We start from the raw sequence: 18,508 nt of genomic DNA, 5'->3' as shown, positions 1-18,508 counted from the left end.
CATGCAGGACTGGAACATGGAGCGCCGCGCCTGGCTGCAGGCCGGCGCGGGACTCGGGCTCGCGGGCCTGGCCTCGCCGTTCGCGGCGGTGTCCGCGCTCGCGCAGGGCCGCGACGCGGGCACGCCGGTGCGCGGCGGCACGCTGACCGTGCTGATCGATCCCGAGCCGCCCACGCTCACCACCATCGCGCATTCGGCCGGCGCCTCGGTGCTGATCTCGGCCAAGACCACCGAGGGCCTGCTGAGCTACGGCTTCGACCTCTCGCCGCAGCCGCAGCTCGCGACCGCCTGGAGCGTGAGCGCCGACGGGCTGCAGTACAGCTTCACCCTGCGCCGCGGCGTGAAGTGGCACGACGGCCGGCCCTTCACCTCGGCCGACGTCGCGCATTCGATCGGCCTGCTCAAGCAATATCACCCGCGCGGGCGCGCCACCTTCTCGAGCGTGTCGGAGGTGCGCACGCCCGATGCGCACACCGCGATCCTCGTGCTGTCGAAGCCGGTGCCCTACCTGATCACCGCGCTGTCGGCGGCCGAGTCGCCGATCGTGCCGAAGCACCTCTACGAGAACGGCAAGGCCGACGCCAACCCGGCCAACAACGCGCCCGTGGGCACCGGCCCCTTCGTCTTCAAGGAATGGGTGCGCGGCAGCCACGTGAGCTACGAGCGCAACCCCGACTACTGGGACAACCCCAAGCCCTACGTCGACCGGCTGATCGTGCGGTTCATTCCCGACGCCGCCGCGCGCGCGGCCGCGATCGAGAAGGGCGAGGTGCACCTGAGCCCGGGCACGCCGGTGCCGCTGGGCGACGTGGAGCGGCTGCGCGCCAGGCCGAACCTGGTGTTCGAGCCGAACGGCTACCAGTACATCAACAACGTCTCGCGCGTGGAGTTCAACCTCGAGAACCCCGCGCTGCAGGACCTGCGCGTGCGCCAGGCGATCGCGCATGCCATCAACCGCCAGGTGGTGCAGAAGACCGTGTGGTACGGCCAGGGCCGGTTGATTCCGGGGCCGGTGCATCCGGCGCTCGCGAAGTTCTACGTGCCCGACCTGCCGGTGCTGCCGCACGATCCGAAGCAGGCCGAGGCCCTGCTCGACGCGGCGGGCCTCGCGCGCGGCAAGGCCGGCCCCAACCTGCGGCTCAAGCTCGCGCTGACGCCCATTCCCAACGAGGGCGGCCAGCGCACCGCCGAGTACCTGAAGCAGAGCCTGGGGCGCATCGGCATCGAGGTCACGATCAACGCGACCGACTTCGCGACCTACGTGCGCCGCATCTATGCCGACCGCGCCTTCGACCTGCACGTGAGCGTGATGAGCAACACCTTCGACCCCACCGTGGGCATCCAGCGCCTGTACTGGTCGAAGAACTTCAAGAAGGGCCTGCCGTTCTCCAACGGCTCGGGCTACAACAACCCCGAGGTCGACCGGCTGCTCGAGGCGGCCGCCATCGAGACCGACGAGGCGCGCCGGCGCCAGGCCTTCGCCGAGTTCCAGCGCCACATCGTGCGCGACCTGCCCGACATCACGTTATTGGCACTCGACAACTACACCATCGCCGACCGCCGCGTGCGCGGCCACACGGTCAGCGCCGACGGCATCGCCGGCAACCTGGCCGGTGCGTGGATCGGCACCTGATCGACAGTGAAAGGAAACCTCTCCATGACCACCGCCACCACCGACCGCCCCGACGTGCTCTGGTACACCCGCTGCCCCGTGCCCTCGCCACTGGGCATTGCCGCGCGCCAGGGCTGGCTGGCCCAGACCTTCGCCGAGGAAGGCATCGCGATCGAATCGATCATCGACTCGAAGGACCGCAGCATCCGCGAGAGCCACTTCGACCACCACCTGGCCTGGTCCTTCCGCCAGGGCGGCAACATCCCGCCAATCTGGGCCCGCGCCAACGGCCGCGCAACGCGGCTGGTGGCGATCACCTGGACCGACGAGTTCCAGGCCATCGTGACGCTGCCGGGGCGCGGCATCGCGTCGATCGAGCAGCTCGCGGGCCGGCGCTTCGCGGTGCCGCGCCGGGTCAACGACCTGATCGACTTCCATCGCGCCACCGCGCTCAAGGGCGTGGTGTCGGCGCTGTCGCTGGCCGGCCTCACGACCGAGGACCTCACGCTGGTGCAGCTGCCGATCGAGGAGTCGGTGATCCTCGCGCAGGGCGAGCCCAGCCTGTTCGGGCTGCGCCGGCGCCATCCCTATTTCCGCGAGGTCGAGGCGCTGGTGCGCGGCGAGGTCGACGCGATCTTCGTCAAGGGCGCCGAGGGCCTGGTGGTCGCGAACCTGATCGGCGCCCAGGTGGTGGCCGAGTTCGGCAGCCATCCCGATCCGAAGATCCGCATCAACAACGGCACGCCGCGCGTGCTGACGGTCGATGCGGCGCTGTCCGAGCGGCGGCCCGACCTGGTGCTGCGCCTGCTCGAGGTGGTCGAGCGCGCGGGCCGCTGGGCCGAGGACCATCCCGACGAGACGGTGCGCTTCGTGGCGCGCGAGATCGCCACCAGCGAGGAGGCGGTGCTGGCCTCGAACGGGCCCGAGGTGCACCGGCACCTGGGCATCGGGCTCGACGCGCCGCTGGTCGAGGCGATCGGGCATTTCAAGGACTTCCTGCTGCAGTGGGGCTTCCTGCCGGGCGACTTCGACCTCGGCGACTGGGTCGACGCCGAGCCCTTGCGTGCGTTGCGTGCCGGCAAGGCGGCCGCGCCCGAAGCCGCCGTGCTCGCCGCCGCATGAGCGCCGCCAACGCCAACCCGACGCCGCGCATCCTCGTGACGGGTGCCACCGGCCGGCTCGGCCGCCTGCTGGTGCCTCGGCTGCGCGAGCGCGGCGCGGTGGTGCGCGCCTTCACGCGGCAGGTGGCGAACGCCGCCGCGCTGGCCGACCAGAGCCGGCACGAGCGCGCGCCCTTCGAGGTGGCGGTGGGCGACCTCGAGGACCGGGCCTCGCTGCGGCGCGCCTTCGAGGGCGTCTCGCACCTGTTCCTGCTGTCGCCGATCGTGCCCGCGCTGGCCGCGCAGCAGATCGCCGCCATCGAGGCCGCGGCCGAGGCCGGCGTGCGCCGCATCGTCAAGCTCTCGGGCTCGCACTGGACCATCGAGCCGCCGGGCCGTTCGCTGTCGGGCGACGCGCATGCGCGCATCGAAGCCGCGCTGGCCGCCTCGGGCATCGCGCACCGCGTGCTGCGCCCCAATGCCTGGACGCAGGTGGTGCTGGCGCGGCTGGCGGCCGAACTGGCCGCGGGCGATGTGCTGCATGCGCCGCCGGGCCTGCCGCGCGTGGCCTACATCGATGCGCGCGACATCGCCGACGTGGCGGTCGAGGCGCTGCTGAACGATGCGGACGACGCGCCGCCCGGCCCCTGGGTGCTGACCGGTGCGCGCGCCGTCGACCATGGCGAGCTCGCGCGCATCGCCGCCGGCCTCAGCGGCCGGCCGGTGGTGGCCGAACCGCTGTCACCGCAGGAACTCGCGGCACGCCAGGCGCAGGCGCCCTCGCCCTACATCGCGCAGGTGCATGCGCAGTTCGCCGCGCTGATCGGTGCCGGCGAGGCGGCCACCGTCACCGACACGGTGGAGCGCGTGCTGGGCCGGCCACCACGGCGCATCGAGGACTTCGTGACCGAGTCGCTCGCGGCCTGAACCGCATGTGCTTATGCGGAAGGCTTCGTAGCCGCGCGCACCGGCGGCCGTTAAGGTGCCGCCGGTTTTCACCGTCCCCATTCCATGTCCTCACTCGCCGATCTCGCGGCGCCCGCCACCGGCGCGGCGCCCTCTTCCCTCCCCGAACGCGTGCCCGCCATCGATGCAGCCATCCTGCAGCGCTGGCTGCAGGACGGCGACGAACTCGCGCTGCTCGACATCCGCGAGCACGGCCAGTACGGCGAGGGCCATCCCTTCTTCGCGGTGCATGCGGCCTACAGCCGGCTCGAGCCCGAGGTGGCGCGGCTGGTGCCGCGCCGCGCGACCCGCACCGTGCTGTTCGACGACGGTATCGACGGCGATGCGCTGGCCCGGCGCGCGGCCCTGCGGCTGGCCGCGCTCGGCTGGTCCGGCGTCTCGGTGCTGGCCGGCGGCGCGCCGGCCTGGGAAGGCGCGGGCCGCACACTGTTCAAGGGCGTGAACCTGCCTTCGAAGACCTTCGGCGAGGTCGCCGAGCATGCCTTCGAGGTGCCGCACATCGACGCGCCCACGCTGGCGCGCTGGCAGCGCGAGGCCGAGCCCTTCGTGCTGCTCGACGGCCGCACGCTCGAGGAACACCGCAAGATGACGCTGCCCGGTGCCATTCCCGTGCCCAACGGCGAACTGGCGCTGCGCTGGCGCACCCAGGTGAGCGACGAGCGCACGCCGATCGTGGTGCACTGCGCGGGCCGCACCCGCAGCATCGTCGGCGCGCAGATCCTGCGCGACCTCGGCGTGCCCAACCCGGTGTTCGCGCTCGAGAACGGCACCCAGGGCTGGGCGCTGGCCGGCCTCGCGCTCGAACGCGGCAGCCGCCGCGCGCTGCCGGCCGCGCCCGATGCGGCGCAGCACGAAGCCGCGCGCGCGAGTGCCGAGGCCGCCGCGCGGCGCTTCGGCGTGCCGGTGCTGTCGCACGCCGCGGCACAGGCTTGGCTCGACGACGCCAACCGCACCGCCTTCGTGTTCGACGTGCGCACGGCCGAGGAATTCGCGGCCGGCAGCCTGCCCGGCGCGCGCCATGCACCGGGCGGCCAGTTGCTGCAGGCCACCGACCTGCAGATCGGCGTGCGCCATGCGCGCGTGCTGGTGCTCGACGACGATGGCGTACGCGCGCCGGTCATCGCGCTGTGGCTGCGCCGGCTGGGCCTCGAGGCCGCGCTGGTCGAAGGCGGCCTCGCGAGCGGGCTGCGCGTGCCCGAGGGCGCGCCGCCGACGCTGGGCCCGGTGCCCGCTTCGGCTTCGGCCGGGCAGCTCGCCGCGCTGCCCGAGGGCACGGTGCTGCTCGACCTGCGCGCGTCGCCGGCCTACCGCCAGGCCCATGTGCACGGCGCGCGCTGGTCGATCCGCCCGCGCCTGCTGGCCGATGCGCGCACCGCCACCGGTGACGACACGCGCCGCCCGCTGCTGCTGATCGCGCCCGACGCGCTGGTGGCACGGCTCGCCGCCGCCGACCTGCGCGATGCCGGCTGGCCCGCGCCCACCTGGACCACGCACGAGACGCTCGCGGCCGCGGGCCACGGCGTCGAGGCCACGCCCGCGTCGCCCGGCGATGCCGAGGCCATCGACTACCTGTTCTTCGTGCACGACCGGCACGACGGCAACCTCGACGCGGCGCGCCGCTACCTCGACTGGGAGCTGGGCCTGATCGCGCAATGCGCGAGCGACGAGCTGGCCGTGTTCCGGCCGCACGGCGAAGCGACCCGAGGCTTGCACGGAAAAGCGCATATCGATAGTTGAAGGCCTTCGTTGCGACGGCAGGCGCGGCCTCGGAAGATCGCCGCCTGCCCTGCTTCGCCCCTTTCATTCGATGACTTCCCGTCCGCGTTCGCGTTTCTCCCCCTCTTCCTCCCGATTCGCCGCCGCGGCGCTCGCCACCCTGCTCGGCCTGGTCGGCGCGGCCCATGCCGACGCCACGCTCGACCGCATCAAGCAGCGCGGCAAGGTCGCGATCGGCGTGGTGGTCAACGGCGGGCCCTTCGGCTCGATCGACCCGGCCACCCAGCAGCTCGTGGGCTGGAACCCCGACCTCGCGCGCGATCTCGCCAAGCAGCTCGGCGCCGAAGTCGAGCTGGTGCAGGTGCAGCCGGCCAACCGGGTGCAGTTCCTGCAGTCGGGCAAGGTCGACCTGCTGATCGCCTCGATGGAATACAACGCCGACCGCGGCGAGATCCTCGGCCATGCGCCGACGCCGTTCTACCGCGTGGGCGGCACGGCCGCCGTGCTCAAGACCAGCGGCATCGCCAAGTGGGAGGATCTGCGCGGCAAGACCGTGTGCGCCTCGCAGGGCAGCAGCTTCGTGAAGCCGCTGCAGGAACAGTACGGCGCCCAGGTGCGCGGCTTCAAGACCGCGCAGGAATCGCTGCTGGCGCTGCGCGGCGGCAACTGCGTGGCCGCCGTGCACGACGCCACGCTGATCCAGCCGCTGCTGCGCAGCAATCCCGAGTGGGCCGCCTACGCCGCGCCGATCCGCGACGAGATCCTGCCCGCGCCCTCGGTGGTCTGGGCCCGCAAGGGCGAGGCCGACACCATCGCCGCCGTCGACAAGGTGGTGAAGCAGTGGCACCGCAGCGGCTGGCTGATCGAGACCGAGAAGCGCAACGGCATCGAGCCGCCGCAGCCGCTGCTGCCCGAGCTGCAGGCCAAGCTGCGCGCCGCGCCCTGAACCCACGGCCACGGCCCCGTCCGGCCCGCCCGCATCGCAACCTTCCGTTCGCCGTGAGCGGCGCCCCTGAACCGGCGCCGCGCCCTGCCCTTTCCGTTCGCGCCATGAAGCCACGCTCCTCCACCGACACACCATCGTCGGCGCGCCAGCCATGAACGACGCCGGACTGCTCGCGCAGGCCGTGGCCGCGCTCAAGACCCTGGGCCTCAACTACGCCTTCGTGCTCGACGCGGGCGAGCGCCAGGCCTTCCTGCGCGGGCTGCTCGTCACCTTCGAGCTCTGCGTGCTGACCGTGCCCTGCAGCCTCGCGGCCGGCGTGGCGATCGCGGCCGCGCTGACCTCGCCGCGGCGCTGGGTCGCGCTGCCGGCGCGTGCCTTCGTGGAGCTCACGCGCAACACGCCGACGCTGGTGCAGCTCTATTGCGCCTTCCTCGTGCTCAACATGCTGATCACGCAGCAGCTCCAGGGCCTCGGCGGCAATCCGCTGACGCCCTTCGTCTGGGTGGTGATCGTGGTGGCGCTGCACAAGGGCGTGTTCCATGCCGAGGCGCTGCGCGCGGGCATCGAGGCGGTGCCGCGCGTCACGCTCGAGGCCGCGCGCTCGCTGGGCTTCTCGCAGCGCCAGCTGCTGTGGCGCGTCGAGCTGCCGCTGGCGCTGCGCTTCGCGCTGCCCTCGCTGGTCAACAACCTGGTCGACCTGGTCAAGATGACCGCGGTGGCCTCGGCCATCGCCGTGGGCGACGTGACCTACGAGTCGATCATGATCTGGACGCAGCGCGACAACGTGCTCGAGCTGCTGCTGCTGATCCTGCTGTACTTCGGCCTGCTGACCTGGCTCGTGAGCCTGGCCGGGCGCTGGCTCGAGGCGCGCTGGCGGATGCCCGGCTATGGCCAGTGAGATCGCCGCGGCACCGGCCGCTCCCCCGCTCGGCGCCGAAGCCGGCACCAGCCTCGTCGCGCACCTCGATCCGCGCCGCCATCCCTGGCTCGCCGCGCTGGCCGCCGTGCTGCTGCTGATCGCGGCCTGGAGCGCCACCGGCACCACGCCCGTCGCGCTGCGCCACCTGTGGCAATGGTCGCCCACGCTGCTGCTGGGCTTGCTCACCAACGTCCAGATCAGCGTGCTCGCGATGGCGATCGGCACCGCCGTGGGGCTGCTGGTGGGCGCGCTGTCGTTCTCGCCGTTCGCGCCGGTGCGCGGGGCCACGCGCTGGTACGTGCAGTTCTTCCGCAACGCGCCGGTGCTGGTGCTGATCTATTTCACCACCTACGTGTTTCCGTTCGAGCTGCGGCTGGTGGCCTGGACCGTGCCCTTCCCCGACTGGCTCAAGGTGGTGCTGGGCCTCGCGCTGCCCACCAGCGCGGTGGTGGCCGAGATCTTCCGCGGCGCGATCCAGTCGATCCCGAGCGCGCAATGGGAGGCGGCGCAGTCGCTGGCCTTCCGGCGCGGCGAGATCTTCCGGCTGATCGTGCTGCCGCAGTGCCTGCGCCGCATGCTGCCGCCGTGGATGAACCTCTACGCGAGCATCACGATGAGCACGGCGCTGTCCTCGCTGGTCGGCGCGCACGACGTGGTCGACGCCGCCCAGGTCGCGAGCAACACGGTGGCGCGCACCGACTTCACGGTGCTGGTCTATTTCACGCTGCTCGCCGTGTTCTTCGCCTACTGCTACCCGATCGCCCGCGCCACGCGCGCGCTGGAACGCCGCCATGCCCGCCACTGAGACCGCCACCCCCATTTCCAACACGCCCCTGGTCGCCCTGCGCGACGTGGAGCTCGCTTTCGGCGCCAACGCGGTGCTGCGCGGCATCTCGCTCGAGGTGCAGCGCGGCCAGGCGGTGTCGATCATCGGGCCCTCGGGCTCGGGCAAGTCGACCATCCTGCGCTGCATCACCGGGCTGCTGCGCCCGCAGCGCGGCGAGATCCGCGTCGGCGACACGCGCGTGGACGCGCTGCGCGCCGAGGCCGAGTTCATCGCGCTGCGCAAGCGCGTGGGCTTCGTGTTCCAGCAGTACAACCTGTTCCCGCACCTCACGGTGCTCGAGAACCTGGTGATCGCCCCCACGCGCGTGGCCGGCCGCGAGCGCGCCGCCGCCGAGCGCGAGGCGCGCGAGCTGCTCGACAAGGTACGGCTCTCGCACAAGGCCGCGGCCTATCCGGGCGAGCTCTCGGGCGGCCAGCAGCAGCGCGTGGCGATCGCGCGCGCGCTCGCGATGCGGCCCGAGCTGATGCTGTTCGACGAGGTGACCTCGGCGCTCGACCCCGAGACCGTGGGCGAGGTGCTGACCGTGATCCGCGACCTGGTGCGCGAAGGCCTGACCTGCGTGCTGGTGACGCACGAGATGCGCTTCGCCGAGGAGATCAGCGACACCGTCTACTTCACCGAGGCCGGCGTGATCGTCGAGCACGGCCCGCCCGCGCGCATCTTCCGCGCGCCCGCCAGCGACCGCACGCGCGCCTTCCTGCACCGCGCGCTCGGCGACGGCGCGCGCGACCGCTCCGACGAGGCGGACGCCGCCGTGCCCGCGCGCCGCCCCGCCCCCTTCCCCGAAACGCTGCCCTTCGACCGACTGCGCTTCGCCCTCTGACCCACCGAGGCTCCCCATGACCACTTCCCAGAACGACACGACCGCCATCGCGGCACAGCGCCGCATCGCCGTCGACCAGGCCCTGGCCGACATCCGCGCCATCGCCGCCGCCCAGGCACTCGACCGCGCGGTGCTCGCGCGCATCACGGCGCGGCTCGAGAAGCTTGCGGCCCACACCGCCCTGTTCACGCGCGAGGACTTCCCGCCACCGGCTGCGAGCGAAGGCGTGGGCGCCTCCACGCGCTACCGGCTCAACCCCGGGGACGGCGACGACGACGTGGCGCTCTACCTGAACTCGATCAACCCCGGCAAGACCTCGATCCCGCACAACCACACGACCTGGGCCACCATCGTGGCGGTCGAGGGCCAGGAGGAGAACCGCGTCTACCGCCGCACCGACGACGGCAGAGATCCCGCGCAGGCGCGGCTCGAACTCGAACGCGAGGTGACGGTGCAGCCCGGCACCTCGATCGCTTTCCTGCCCGAGGACCTGCACAGCATCCACGTGATCGGCGACCGGCCCACGCTGCATTTCCATCTCTACGGCCAGCCGCTCGAGACGCTGTCGCGCCGCATCGGCGTGAACCTCGAGACCGGCGCGATCGTCAACTACAACGCGACGCAGCTGCAGCCGAGCAAGGCGGTGGCATGAGCGCCGCGCCGGGCCGCCCCAAGCAAGCTCGCACCGCAGTGCGAAGCACGAAGGTACTCCGATGAACGCGGCCAACGGCTTGAACGACGCGACGCGGTTGCTGCACGCGGGCGCGCCGCAGCTGCGCGCCGGCTCGGGCCCGGTCAGCGTGCCCGTGGTGCGCACGAGCACCGTGCGCTTCGAGAACACTGCCGCCCATGCCGATCATCACCACCGCCGCGCCGCGGGCGAGCGCGTGGCCTCCTACGGCCGCCATGGCCTCGACACGCACCGCGCGCTCGAGGATGCGGTGACCGCGCTCGAGGGCGGGCACCGCGCCTTCCTCACGCCCTCGGGCCTGTCGGCGATCACGCTGGTGCTGCTCGCGCTGCTGTCGCCCGGCGACCATGCGCTGGTGGCCGATGGCGTGTATGCGCCGCTGCGGCGCGTCGACAGCACCCTGCTCAAGCGGCTGAACATCACGGTCGAATACTTCTCGCCCGCGCACGACGACCTGGCGAGCCTGCTGCGGCCCAACACACGGCTGCTGTACCTCGAGTCGCCGACCTCGCTGCTCTACGAGGTGCTCGACCTGCCCGCGCTCAGCAAGATCGCGCGCGAGCGCGGCGTGACCGTGGCCACCGACAACACCTGGAGCGGCGGCTGGTTCTACAAGCCGCTCGCGCTCGGCGCCAACATCTCGATCCAGGCCGCCACCAAGTACATCTCGGGCCATTCCGACCTGATGCAGGGCATCGTGGTGGTCGACAGCCCCGCGCTGGCCGCGAAGCTGCTGAGCGCGCACGAGGCGCTGGGCCTGACCATCGGCGCCGACGACGCCTACCTGGCGCTGCGCGGCCTGCGCACGCTGCCGGTTCGGCTGGCGCAGCATCAGCGCAATGCCACCGAGGTCGCGCGCTTCCTGCAGCAGCAGCCGCAGGTCGGCCGCGTGTATTACCCGGCGCTGCCCGAGGACCCGGGCCATGCGCTGTGGCGGCGCGACTTCAGCGGCGCGAGCGGCCTGGTGTCCTTCGCGTTCCGCGATGCCACGGCCGCCGAGGCCGATGCCTTCGTCGACGCACTCACGCTGTTCGGCATCGGCGCCTCGTGGGGCGGCTACGAGAGCCTGGCGCTCGCGGCCCAGCCCGAGCGGCTGCGCGAGCACCGCCAATGGCAGGGCAACGCGCCGGTGGTGCGGCTGCATGTCGGCCTCGAGGATCCGGGCGACCTGGTGGCCGACCTGGCGCGGGCCTTCGCGAAGGCGACGCCGACCACTACCGCGCCCGCAGCCGCGCCCGCACCCGTGCCGGCCCCCGCCGCGGCGCCGTTCCGTGAATTGAGCGCAGGCGCGCACCTGCTCTGAGTCTTCCCTTCCTCTCCCGTTTTTCCCGTACCGTCGTCATGTCCTCGCACTCCTCCTCCCCCACCGTCCCCGTCATCGACCCCCGCGTGCGCGTGGCGGTCGACGTCGGCGGCACCTTCACCGACATCGTGCTGCTGCGCGGCGAGCGCAAGCACACCGTGAAGGTGCTCACCACGCCGGCGGCGCCCGAGCAGGCCGTGTTCGACGGCGTGGCGGAGGTGCTGCAGCACGCCGGCGCGGCCTGGGCCGACGTCGACCTGCTGATCCTCGGCACCACGCTGGCCACCAACGCGCTGATCGAGCGCAAGGGGGCGCCCACGGCGCTGCTGACCACGCACGGCTTCCGCGACCTGGTCGAGATCGGGCTGGAGGACCGCTTCGCGCAGTACGACGTGTTCCTCGACAAGCCGGCGCCGCTGGTGCCGCGCCACTGGCGCCATGGCGTGGTCGAGCGCACCGACGCGGCCGGCCGCGTGGTCACGCCGCTCGACGAGGCCCAGGTGGCCGTGCTCGCGCGCCAGCTCGTGGCCGACGGCATCGAGAGCGTGGCCGTGTGCTTCCTGCACGGCTATGCGAACCCCGTGCACGAGCGCCGCGTGCGCGAGCTGCTGCGCGAGCATGCGCCGCAGCTGTGGGTGTCGCTGGCCTCCGACGTCTGCCCCGAGATCCGCGAGTACGAGCGGCTCTCGACCGTCAGCGCCAATGCCTACGTGCAGCCGCAGGTGGCCGGCTACCTGCGCCGGCTGCAGGAAGGCGCGCGCGAACGCGGCCTGAAGGCCGAGCCCTTCCTCATGACCTCGGGCGGCGCCATCACCACGCTGCAGGCCGGCATCGACGAGCCGGTGCGGCTGGTCGAGTCGGGCCCGGCGGGCGGCGCGGTGCTCGCGCGCCAGGTGGCCGAGCAGATCGGCGCCACGCGCGCGCTCTCGTTCGACATGGGCGGCACCACGGCCAAGATCTGCTTCATCGACGACTACCAGCCGCAGCTGAGCCGCAGCTTCGAGTTCGGCCGCGTGCATCGCCATCTCAAGGGCTCGGGCCTGCCGATCCGCATCCCGGTGATCGAGATGGTGGAGATCGGCGCCGGTGGCGGCTCGATCGCGCGCGTCAACCACCTGGGCGTGGTGCAGGTCGGCCCCGACAGCGCGGGCTCCTCGCCCGGCCCGGCCGCCTACGGCCTGGGTGGCGAACAGCCGACCGTGACCGACGCGCATGCCGCGCTCGGCGCGATCGACCCGGCGCGCTTCGCGGTCGGCAAGGTGCGGCTCGATCCGCAGCGCGCGCGCGCCGCGCTGCTGCAGGGCGTGGCCGCGCAGACCGGGCTCGAGGTCGAGGCCGCCGCGCAGGCGGTGGTCGAGATCGTGACCGAGAACATGGCCAACGCGGCGCGCGTGCATGCCTCGGAGCTCGGCAAGGTGGCCGAGGAGAGCACGCTGATCGCCTTCGGCGGCGCGGCGCCGCTGCATGCGGCGCTGCTGGCGCGCAAGCTCGGCATCGCGCGGCTGGTGATCCCGAACTCGGCCGGCGTGGGCTCGGCGCTGGGCTTCCTCTGGGCACCGGTGGCCTACCAGACGGTGCGCAGCTTGCACCAGCGGCTCGACCGCATCGACCATGCGGCCGTGGGCCGTCTGCTCGACGAGCTCACCGCCACCGCCGACGACGTGGTGCTGCGCGCCGCGCCCGGCGCGCCGCTGGTGCGCCAGCGCGTGGTGTTCATGCGCTATGCGGGCCAGGGCCACGAGATCCCGGTCGAGCTGCCCGAGGGCGCGTTCGACGCGGCCGCCAGCGCCGCGCTGCACCAGCGCTTCGAGGCGCGCTATGCCGCGCTCTACGGCCGCAGCCTGCCGCACATCGCGGCCGAGGCCGTGAGCTGGTCGGTCGCGGTGGAAGCCGGCGGCCGCGCCGCGCCGGAGGCCGACGGCCTCGTGGCCGACGAGGGCCGTGCCACGGCCTCGGCCACGCGCGAGCTCTACGACGCCGAGACCGGCCGCTGGCAGGCGGTGCCGGTGTACGAGCGCGCCGCGCTGCGGCCCGGCCTGTGGGTCGAGGGTCCGGCGCTGGTCGTCGAGGACGAGACCACCACGCAGCTGATCGCGGGCTTCGAGGCGCGCGTGAGCCGGCTCGGCGCGCTGGTGCTCGACGACACCACGGCCGTGCGGCACGAGGAGGAAGAGCACGCGGCGGCGGTGGCGGCATGAGTGCTGCCAGCGCTGCCAGCACCGCCAACGCTGCCAGCACCGCCAATGGGCGCCAGGCGCTGCGCCAGCAGCTCGTGTGGAGCCGCCTGCTCGCCGTGGTCGAGGAGCAGGCGCAGGCGCTGATCCGCACCGCCTTCGGCACGCCGACGCGCGAGGCCGGCGACCTGTCGGCCGGCGTGTTCCTGCCCGACGGCCGCATGGTGGCGCAGGCCGTGACCGGCACGCCGGGCCACGTCAACTCGATGGCCGACTCGGTGCTGCATTTCCTGCGCGCCTTTCCGGCCCACACCATGCGCGACGGCGACGTGTTCGTCACCAACGATCCCTGGAAGGGCACGGGCCACCTGTTCGACGTGGTGATGGTCACGCCGGTGTTCCACGGCGGCCGGCTGGTGGCGCTGTTCGCCTCGACCGTGCACGTGGTCGACATCGGCGGCGTGAATGCCGGCCCCGATGCGCTCGAGATCTACCACGAGGGCCTGTTCCTGCCGCCGCTGCGCTTCGCGAGCGACGGCGTGCTCGACGAGTCGGTGCTGGCCATCGTGCGCGCCAACGTGCGCGAGCCCGAGCAGGTCGAGGGCGACCTGCATGCGCTGGTGGCCTGCAACGCGGTGGGCGCGACGCGGCTGCAGCGGCTGCTGCGCGAGTTCGGCCTGGACGACCTGCGGGCGCAGGGCGACTACGTGATCGAGCGCTCGGCCCAGGCCATGCGCGCCGCGCTGGCCGACTGGCCGCGCGGCACCTGGCGCAACCACATGACCGTGGACGGCTACGACACGCCGGTCGAGCTGCATGCGGCGGTCACGATCTCCGACGACGGCATCCTGGTCGACTTCGCGGGCACCTCGGGCACGGTGGCGCGCGGCATCAACGTGCCCAAGGCCTACACCGATGCCTACACCTCCTTCGGCATCCGCTGCCTGATCGGCGCGGACGTGCCCAACAACTCGGGCTCGCTGGCGCCGATCCGCGTGGTCGCGCCCGAGGGCTCGATCGTCCATGCGCTGCCGCCGGCGGCCGTTGCCACGCGCGCGGCCATCGGCCAGATGCTGCCCGACCTTGTGTTCGGCGCGCTGCGCCAGGCCCGGCCCGACCGCGTGCCGGCCGAGGGTGCCTCGTCGCTGTGGAACATCCGCCTGTATGGCGGCCAGCCGATCGAGGGCGGGCCCAACGACGCGCTGCGGCGCGCGCGCCGCTTCAACATCGTGAGCTTCAGCACCGGCGGCACCGGCGCGCGGCCCGGCAAGGACGGGCTCTCGGCCACGGCCTACCCGAGCGGCGTGCGCAACGTCTCGCTCGAGATCCTCGAGACCCAGGCGCCGCTGCTGTTCCGGCGCAAGGAGTACCGGCCCGATTCGGGCGGCGCGGGCAGCTCGCGCGGCGGGCTGGGCCAGGTGATCGAGGTCGAGAACGCCGATGGCGACCCGATGGTGCTGTCGGCCACCTGGGACCGCGTGCGCTTTCCGGCGCGCGGCGCGCTCGGCGGCGGCGACGGTGCGCCGGGCACCGCGCGGCTCAAGCATGCGGGCACGACCCTGCGCGGCAAGGGCCGCCAGCTCGTGCCGGCCGGCGAGGTGCTGGTGGTCGAGACGCCCGGCGGTGCCGGCCTCGGCGATCCCGCGCGGCGCGACCCCGCGCTGGTCGCGCGCGACCTCAAGGCCGGGCTGGTCAGCCATGCGGCCGCGGCTTCCCCTCCTTCTTCTTCGTCTTCCTTCGCCCCCGAACTTTCGGACCACCACGCATGAGCTCCACACCCAAGCCCGCGGCTCCCGCCGGCCGCCAACTGATCCGCCACCAGCTCGCCTGGAACCGCCTGCTCTCGGTGGTCGAGGAGCAGGCCCAGACGCTGATCCGCACCGCCTTCGGCACTTCCACGCGCGAGGCCGGCGACCTCTCGGCCGGCGTGTTCCTGCCCGATGGACGGATGATCGCGCAGGCCGTGACCGGCACGCCGGGCCACGTCAACTCGATGGCCGAGTCGGTCAAGCACTTCCTGCGCCGCTTTCCGATCGAGACCATGGAAGACGGCGACGTGTTCCTCACCAACGATCCGTGGAAGGGCACCGGCCACCTGTTCGACATGACCATGGTCACGCCGGTGTTCCATGGCGAGGGCGAGGCGCGGCGCGCGGTCGCGCTGTTCGCCTCCACGCTGCACGTGGTCGACATCGGCGGCATCGGCTCGAGTCCCGACGGGCTGGAGATCTATCACGAGGGCCTGTTCCTGCCGATCCTGCGCTTCGTGCGCCGCGGCACGGTCGACCCGGCGGTGCACGCCATCATCCGCGCCAACGTGCGCGATCCCGAGCAGGTCGAGGGCGACCTGTTCGCGCTGGTGGCCTGCAACGAGGTCGGCGGCCGGCGGCTGCGCACCCTGCTGCGCGAGTTCGGCCTGGCCGACCTCGAGGCGCTCGGCGACTTCGTCATCGCGCGCTCGGCGCAGGCCATGCGCGAGGCGCTGGCCGAATGGCCGCGCGGCACCTGGCACCACACGCTGGTGGCCGACGGCTACGACGCGCCGATCACGCTGCAGGTGGCCGTGACCATCGGCGACGACGGCATCGACGTGGACTTCGCCGGCACCTCGGGCACCGTGGCGCGCGGCATCAACGTGCCCAAGGCCTACACCGACGCCTACACCTCCTTCGGCATCCGCTGCCTGGTGGGCGCCGACGTGCCCAACAACGCGGGCTCGCTGGCGCCGATCCGCGTCGCCGCGCCCGAGGGCTGCATCCTGCATGCGCTGCATCCCGCGGCCGTGACCGCGCGCCACGTCATCGGCCAGTTGCTGCCCGACGCCGTGTTCGGCGCGCTGCGCCAGGCCCGGCCCGACCGCGTGCCGGCCGAGGGTTCGTCGTCGCTGTGGAACCTGCAGCTCGTGGGTGGCGAGGTGCTGGCCGGCACCGCGCCGGCCGATGCCGAGGCGGTGCGCCGCGGCCCGCGCTTCAACGTGATCAGCTTCAGCACCGGCGGCACCGGCGCACGGCCCGGCAAGGACGGCCTCTCGGTCACCGCCTACCCGAGCGGCGTGCGCAACGTCTCGCTCGAGATCCTCGAGACCCAGGCGCCGCTGCTGTTCGAGCGCAAGGAGTTCCGCGTCGACTCGGGCGGTGCCGGCACCGTGCGCGGCGGCCTGGGCCAGGTGATCGAGGTGCGCCATGCGCAGCCCGACGCGGCCTTCCTGATCGCCGCCGCCTTCGACCGCGTCGACCACCCGGCGCGCGGCGCGCTCGGCGGCAGCGACGGCGCGCCGGGCCGGCTGCGGCTGGCCTCGGGCCGCGCGCTGCGCGCCAAGGGGCGCCAGCTCATTCCGGCCGGCGACAAGCTGGTGGTCGAGACGCCTGGCGGCGGTGGTCTCGGCGATGCCGCCCGGCGCGCCGAAGCCGCCATCGCGCGCGATCTGCGCGAAGGGCTGGTGACGGCCGCGCCGGCGCCCGCGACCGATCCTGCGCTGGCCTGATTTCGTTCCTCTTCTTCTTTCTGTCCTCTCACCATGTCTTCCCTGCTCCGCCCCCCGCACCTTCGCCGCGCCGCCGTCGCGCTGCTGCTCGCTGCCGGCCTCGCCGCCGCCACCCAGGCTGCGCCGCCCAACCACAGCGGCACCCTGACCCTGCTGTCGACCAGCGAGCCGACCGCGCTCGTCACCATCGGCAATGTCGCCACGCCGATCCTCAGCGTCAGCGCCAAGGTCACCGAGGGCCTGCTCAAGTACGACTACGACGTCAATCCGCAGCCGCAGCTGGCGACCAAGTGGGTCATCAGCCCCGACGGCCTGACCTACACCTTCACGCTGCGCCAGGGCGTGAAGTGGCACGACGGCAAGGACTTCACCTCGGCCGACGTCGCCTACTCGATCGAGCTGCTGAAGAAGATCCATCCGCGCGGCCGCAACACTTTTGCCAACCTCACGGCCATCGACACGCCCGACAAGTACACCGCGATCCTGCGGCTGTCGAAGCCCGCGCCCTACCTGATCCGCGCGCTGGTCGCAACCGAGACGCCGATCGTGCCCAAGCACGTCTACGAGGGCACCGACCCCGCGAACAACCCGAACAACAACGCGCCGATCGGCACCGGCCCGTTCAAGTTCAAGGAGTGGGTGCGCGGCAGCCACATCGTGTACGAGCGCAATCCCGAGTACTGGGACAAGCCCAAGCCCTTCATCGACCAGCTGATCGTGCGCTTCGTGACCGACCCGGCGGCAGCCGCCGTGGCTTTCGAGACCGGCACCGTCGACCTCGGCTATCGCACGCCGGTGCCGCTGGCCGATCTCGAGCGGCTCAAGAAGGTGCCCGCGCTGCGCTTCGAGACCAAGGGCAACAGCTACTCGTCGAACGTGACCCGGCTCGAGTTCAACCTCGACAACGAGTACTTCAGGAACGAGAAGGTGCGCCAGGCCGTGGCCCATGCCGTCGACCGCGGCGTGATCGTGAAGGTGGTGAACTACGGCTACGGCCAGGTCAGCTATTCGCCGATCGCGCCCGGCCTCAAGGCCTTCCACGATCCCGCGCCCTCGCCCTATGCCTTCGACCTCAAGAAGGCCAACGCCCTGCTCGACGAGGCCGGCTATCCGCGCAAGGCCGGCGGCGTGCGCTTCAGCGTGCCGCTGGACTTCAACCCGATCGGCGCCGACGGTCCACGCCTGGCCGACTACCTGCGCTCGACCCTGGCGCGCATCGGCATCGCGGTGACGGTGCGGGCACAGGACCCGAGCGCCTTCATCAAGCGCATCTACACGGACCGCGATTTCGCGTTCACGCACAACGGGGCGAGCAATCTGTTCGATCCGACCGTGGGGGTGCAGCGGCTTTACTGGTCGAAGAACTTCATCAAGGGGGTGCCGTTCTCGAATGGCACGCACTATCAGAGTCCTGTGGTGGACAAGCTGCTCGAGGATGCGGCGGTGGAGAACGATCCTGCGCGGCGGTTGAAGCTGTTCAAGGAGTTTCAGGAGACGGTGGCGCGGGATGTGCCGGATTTGAATCTCTATCAGCCTGTGTTCATCACCATTGCGAATCAGCGGGTGCATGACCACTCGTTGACTGCGGATGGGGTGGAGTCGAATTTGGCGGATGTCTACGTTGACGAGGCTAAGAAGTAGGCTTCTTTTGTTTTGGGGTTTTGTTCTTTGGTGAGGCCGTAGGCCGGGTCCCGCCCCGGCGGGCGGCTCACTTTCTTTGTCTCGCCAAAGAAAGTAAGCAAAGAAAGGCGACCCCACTGTCTGCGACCCCTCCGCTGCGCTCCGGGGCAACCTGCGGTGCTCGCGTTTCGCGGGGTCTCGCAGAACTCGCTCCACTGCGTTCCGCTCAAACAGCTGCGAGCCCTTATCCGCGAAACGCTGCGCTCCTCGGCGCAGCCAGAGGGGGTGGGTCGGGCCATCGCTGCGC

The 18,508-nt window shown here is 72.1% G+C and carries 14 protein-coding genes; all 14 read left to right on the top strand.

What is annotated here, in order from left to right:
• Window position 1: 1 nt before the first annotated feature.
• The 14 genes from AC07RM_RS00070 to AC07RM_RS00005 all read left to right on the top strand — a co-directional run bounded on the left by AC07RM_RS00070 (window position 2) and on the right by AC07RM_RS00005 (window position 18,222).
• The gene (locus AC07RM_RS00070; protein ID WP_495332035.1) at window positions 2–1,633 is read left to right on the top strand and encodes an ABC transporter substrate-binding protein; all 1,632 of its coding nucleotides are present in this window, start codon (window positions 2–4) and stop codon (window positions 1,631–1,633) included.
• 24 nt (window positions 1,634–1,657) lie between these two features.
• Entirely contained in the window at window positions 1,658–2,734 is a 1,077-nt protein-coding gene (locus AC07RM_RS00065) for an ABC transporter substrate-binding protein (RefSeq protein ID WP_495332033.1), read from the top strand.
• Window positions 2,731–3,639, top strand: a complete 909-nt coding sequence (locus tag AC07RM_RS00060) for an SDR family NAD(P)-dependent oxidoreductase (RefSeq protein ID WP_495332031.1) — start codon at window positions 2,731–2,733, stop codon at window positions 3,637–3,639. Before AC07RM_RS00065 ends, AC07RM_RS00060 begins: the two co-directional genes overlap by 4 nt.
• 84 nt (window positions 3,640–3,723) lie before the next feature.
• Window positions 3,724–5,415 carry a rhodanese-like domain-containing protein gene (locus AC07RM_RS00055; RefSeq protein WP_495332029.1) on the top strand — a complete coding sequence of 564 codons (1,692 nt, stop codon included), beginning with the start codon at window positions 3,724–3,726 and terminating at the stop codon, window positions 5,413–5,415.
• Window positions 5,416–5,485: 70 nt separating this feature from the next.
• Window positions 5,486–6,340 carry a transporter substrate-binding domain-containing protein gene (locus AC07RM_RS00050; RefSeq protein WP_495332027.1) on the top strand — a complete coding sequence of 285 codons (855 nt, stop codon included), beginning with the start codon at window positions 5,486–5,488 and terminating at the stop codon, window positions 6,338–6,340.
• Between the two features lie 151 nt (window positions 6,341–6,491).
• Entirely contained in the window at window positions 6,492–7,238 is a 747-nt protein-coding gene (locus tag AC07RM_RS00045; RefSeq protein ID WP_495332025.1) for an amino acid ABC transporter permease, read from the top strand.
• Window positions 7,228–8,064, top strand: coding sequence for an amino acid ABC transporter permease (locus AC07RM_RS00040; RefSeq protein WP_495332023.1), 837 nt, complete (start codon window positions 7,228–7,230; stop codon window positions 8,062–8,064). The genes AC07RM_RS00045 and AC07RM_RS00040 overlap by 11 nt, the downstream gene beginning before the upstream one ends.
• Window positions 8,051–8,929, top strand: coding sequence for an amino acid ABC transporter ATP-binding protein (locus tag AC07RM_RS00035; RefSeq protein ID WP_495332021.1), 879 nt, complete (start codon window positions 8,051–8,053; stop codon window positions 8,927–8,929). Before AC07RM_RS00040 ends, AC07RM_RS00035 begins: the two co-directional genes overlap by 14 nt.
• A gap of 16 nt (window positions 8,930–8,945) precedes the next feature.
• Window positions 8,946–9,581, top strand: a complete 636-nt coding sequence (locus tag AC07RM_RS00030) for a cysteine dioxygenase family protein (protein ID WP_495332019.1) — start codon at window positions 8,946–8,948, stop codon at window positions 9,579–9,581.
• Between the two features lie 61 nt (window positions 9,582–9,642).
• On the top strand, window positions 9,643–10,923 hold the full coding sequence (metC, locus tag AC07RM_RS00025) for a cystathionine beta-lyase (protein ID WP_495332017.1): 1,281 nt from the start codon (window positions 9,643–9,645) through the stop codon (window positions 10,921–10,923).
• A 38-nt stretch (window positions 10,924–10,961) separates the two neighbouring features.
• The gene (locus AC07RM_RS00020) at window positions 10,962–13,121 is read left to right on the top strand and encodes a hydantoinase/oxoprolinase family protein (RefSeq protein ID WP_495332015.1); all 2,160 of its coding nucleotides are present in this window, start codon (window positions 10,962–10,964) and stop codon (window positions 13,119–13,121) included.
• Window positions 13,118–14,866, top strand: coding sequence for a hydantoinase B/oxoprolinase family protein (locus AC07RM_RS00015; protein WP_495332013.1), 1,749 nt, complete (start codon window positions 13,118–13,120; stop codon window positions 14,864–14,866). Before AC07RM_RS00020 ends, AC07RM_RS00015 begins: the two co-directional genes overlap by 4 nt.
• Entirely contained in the window at window positions 14,863–16,581 is a 1,719-nt protein-coding gene (locus AC07RM_RS00010) for a hydantoinase B/oxoprolinase family protein (protein WP_495332011.1), read from the top strand. Before AC07RM_RS00015 ends, AC07RM_RS00010 begins: the two co-directional genes overlap by 4 nt.
• A 33-nt stretch (window positions 16,582–16,614) precedes the next feature.
• Window positions 16,615–18,222: an ABC transporter substrate-binding protein gene (locus tag AC07RM_RS00005; RefSeq protein ID WP_495332009.1), complete on the top strand. Its 1,608-nt coding sequence runs from the start codon at window positions 16,615–16,617 to the stop codon at window positions 18,220–18,222.
• Window positions 18,223–18,508: the final 286 nt, after the last annotated feature.

This window comes from Variovorax sp. GW821-FHT09B05 (assembly GCF_059418265.1).
This window is presented reverse-complemented; position numbering and strand designations above follow the sequence as displayed.

Excerpts from the sequence above, each read along its gene's own strand:
- AC07RM_RS00070 (WP_495332035.1), top strand. The coding sequence starts at position 2 with ATGCAGGACTGGAACATGGAGCGCCGCGCCTGGCTGCAGGCCGGCGCG.
- AC07RM_RS00065 (WP_495332033.1), top strand. The coding sequence starts at position 1,658 with ATGACCACCGCCACCACCGACCGCCCCGACGTGCTCTGGTACACCCGC.
- AC07RM_RS00060 (WP_495332031.1), top strand. The coding sequence starts at position 2,731 with ATGAGCGCCGCCAACGCCAACCCGACGCCGCGCATCCTCGTGACGGGT.
- AC07RM_RS00055 (WP_495332029.1), top strand. The coding sequence starts at position 3,724 with ATGTCCTCACTCGCCGATCTCGCGGCGCCCGCCACCGGCGCGGCGCCC.
- AC07RM_RS00050 (WP_495332027.1), top strand. The coding sequence starts at position 5,486 with ATGACTTCCCGTCCGCGTTCGCGTTTCTCCCCCTCTTCCTCCCGATTC.
- AC07RM_RS00045 (WP_495332025.1), top strand. The coding sequence starts at position 6,492 with ATGAACGACGCCGGACTGCTCGCGCAGGCCGTGGCCGCGCTCAAGACC.
- AC07RM_RS00040 (WP_495332023.1), top strand. The coding sequence starts at position 7,228 with ATGGCCAGTGAGATCGCCGCGGCACCGGCCGCTCCCCCGCTCGGCGCC.
- AC07RM_RS00035 (WP_495332021.1), top strand. The coding sequence starts at position 8,051 with ATGCCCGCCACTGAGACCGCCACCCCCATTTCCAACACGCCCCTGGTC.
- AC07RM_RS00030 (WP_495332019.1), top strand. The coding sequence starts at position 8,946 with ATGACCACTTCCCAGAACGACACGACCGCCATCGCGGCACAGCGCCGC.
- metC (WP_495332017.1), top strand. The coding sequence starts at position 9,643 with ATGAACGCGGCCAACGGCTTGAACGACGCGACGCGGTTGCTGCACGCG.
- AC07RM_RS00020 (WP_495332015.1), top strand. The coding sequence starts at position 10,962 with ATGTCCTCGCACTCCTCCTCCCCCACCGTCCCCGTCATCGACCCCCGC.
- AC07RM_RS00015 (WP_495332013.1), top strand. The coding sequence starts at position 13,118 with ATGAGTGCTGCCAGCGCTGCCAGCACCGCCAACGCTGCCAGCACCGCC.
- AC07RM_RS00010 (WP_495332011.1), top strand. The coding sequence starts at position 14,863 with ATGAGCTCCACACCCAAGCCCGCGGCTCCCGCCGGCCGCCAACTGATC.
- AC07RM_RS00005 (WP_495332009.1), top strand. The coding sequence starts at position 16,615 with ATGTCTTCCCTGCTCCGCCCCCCGCACCTTCGCCGCGCCGCCGTCGCG.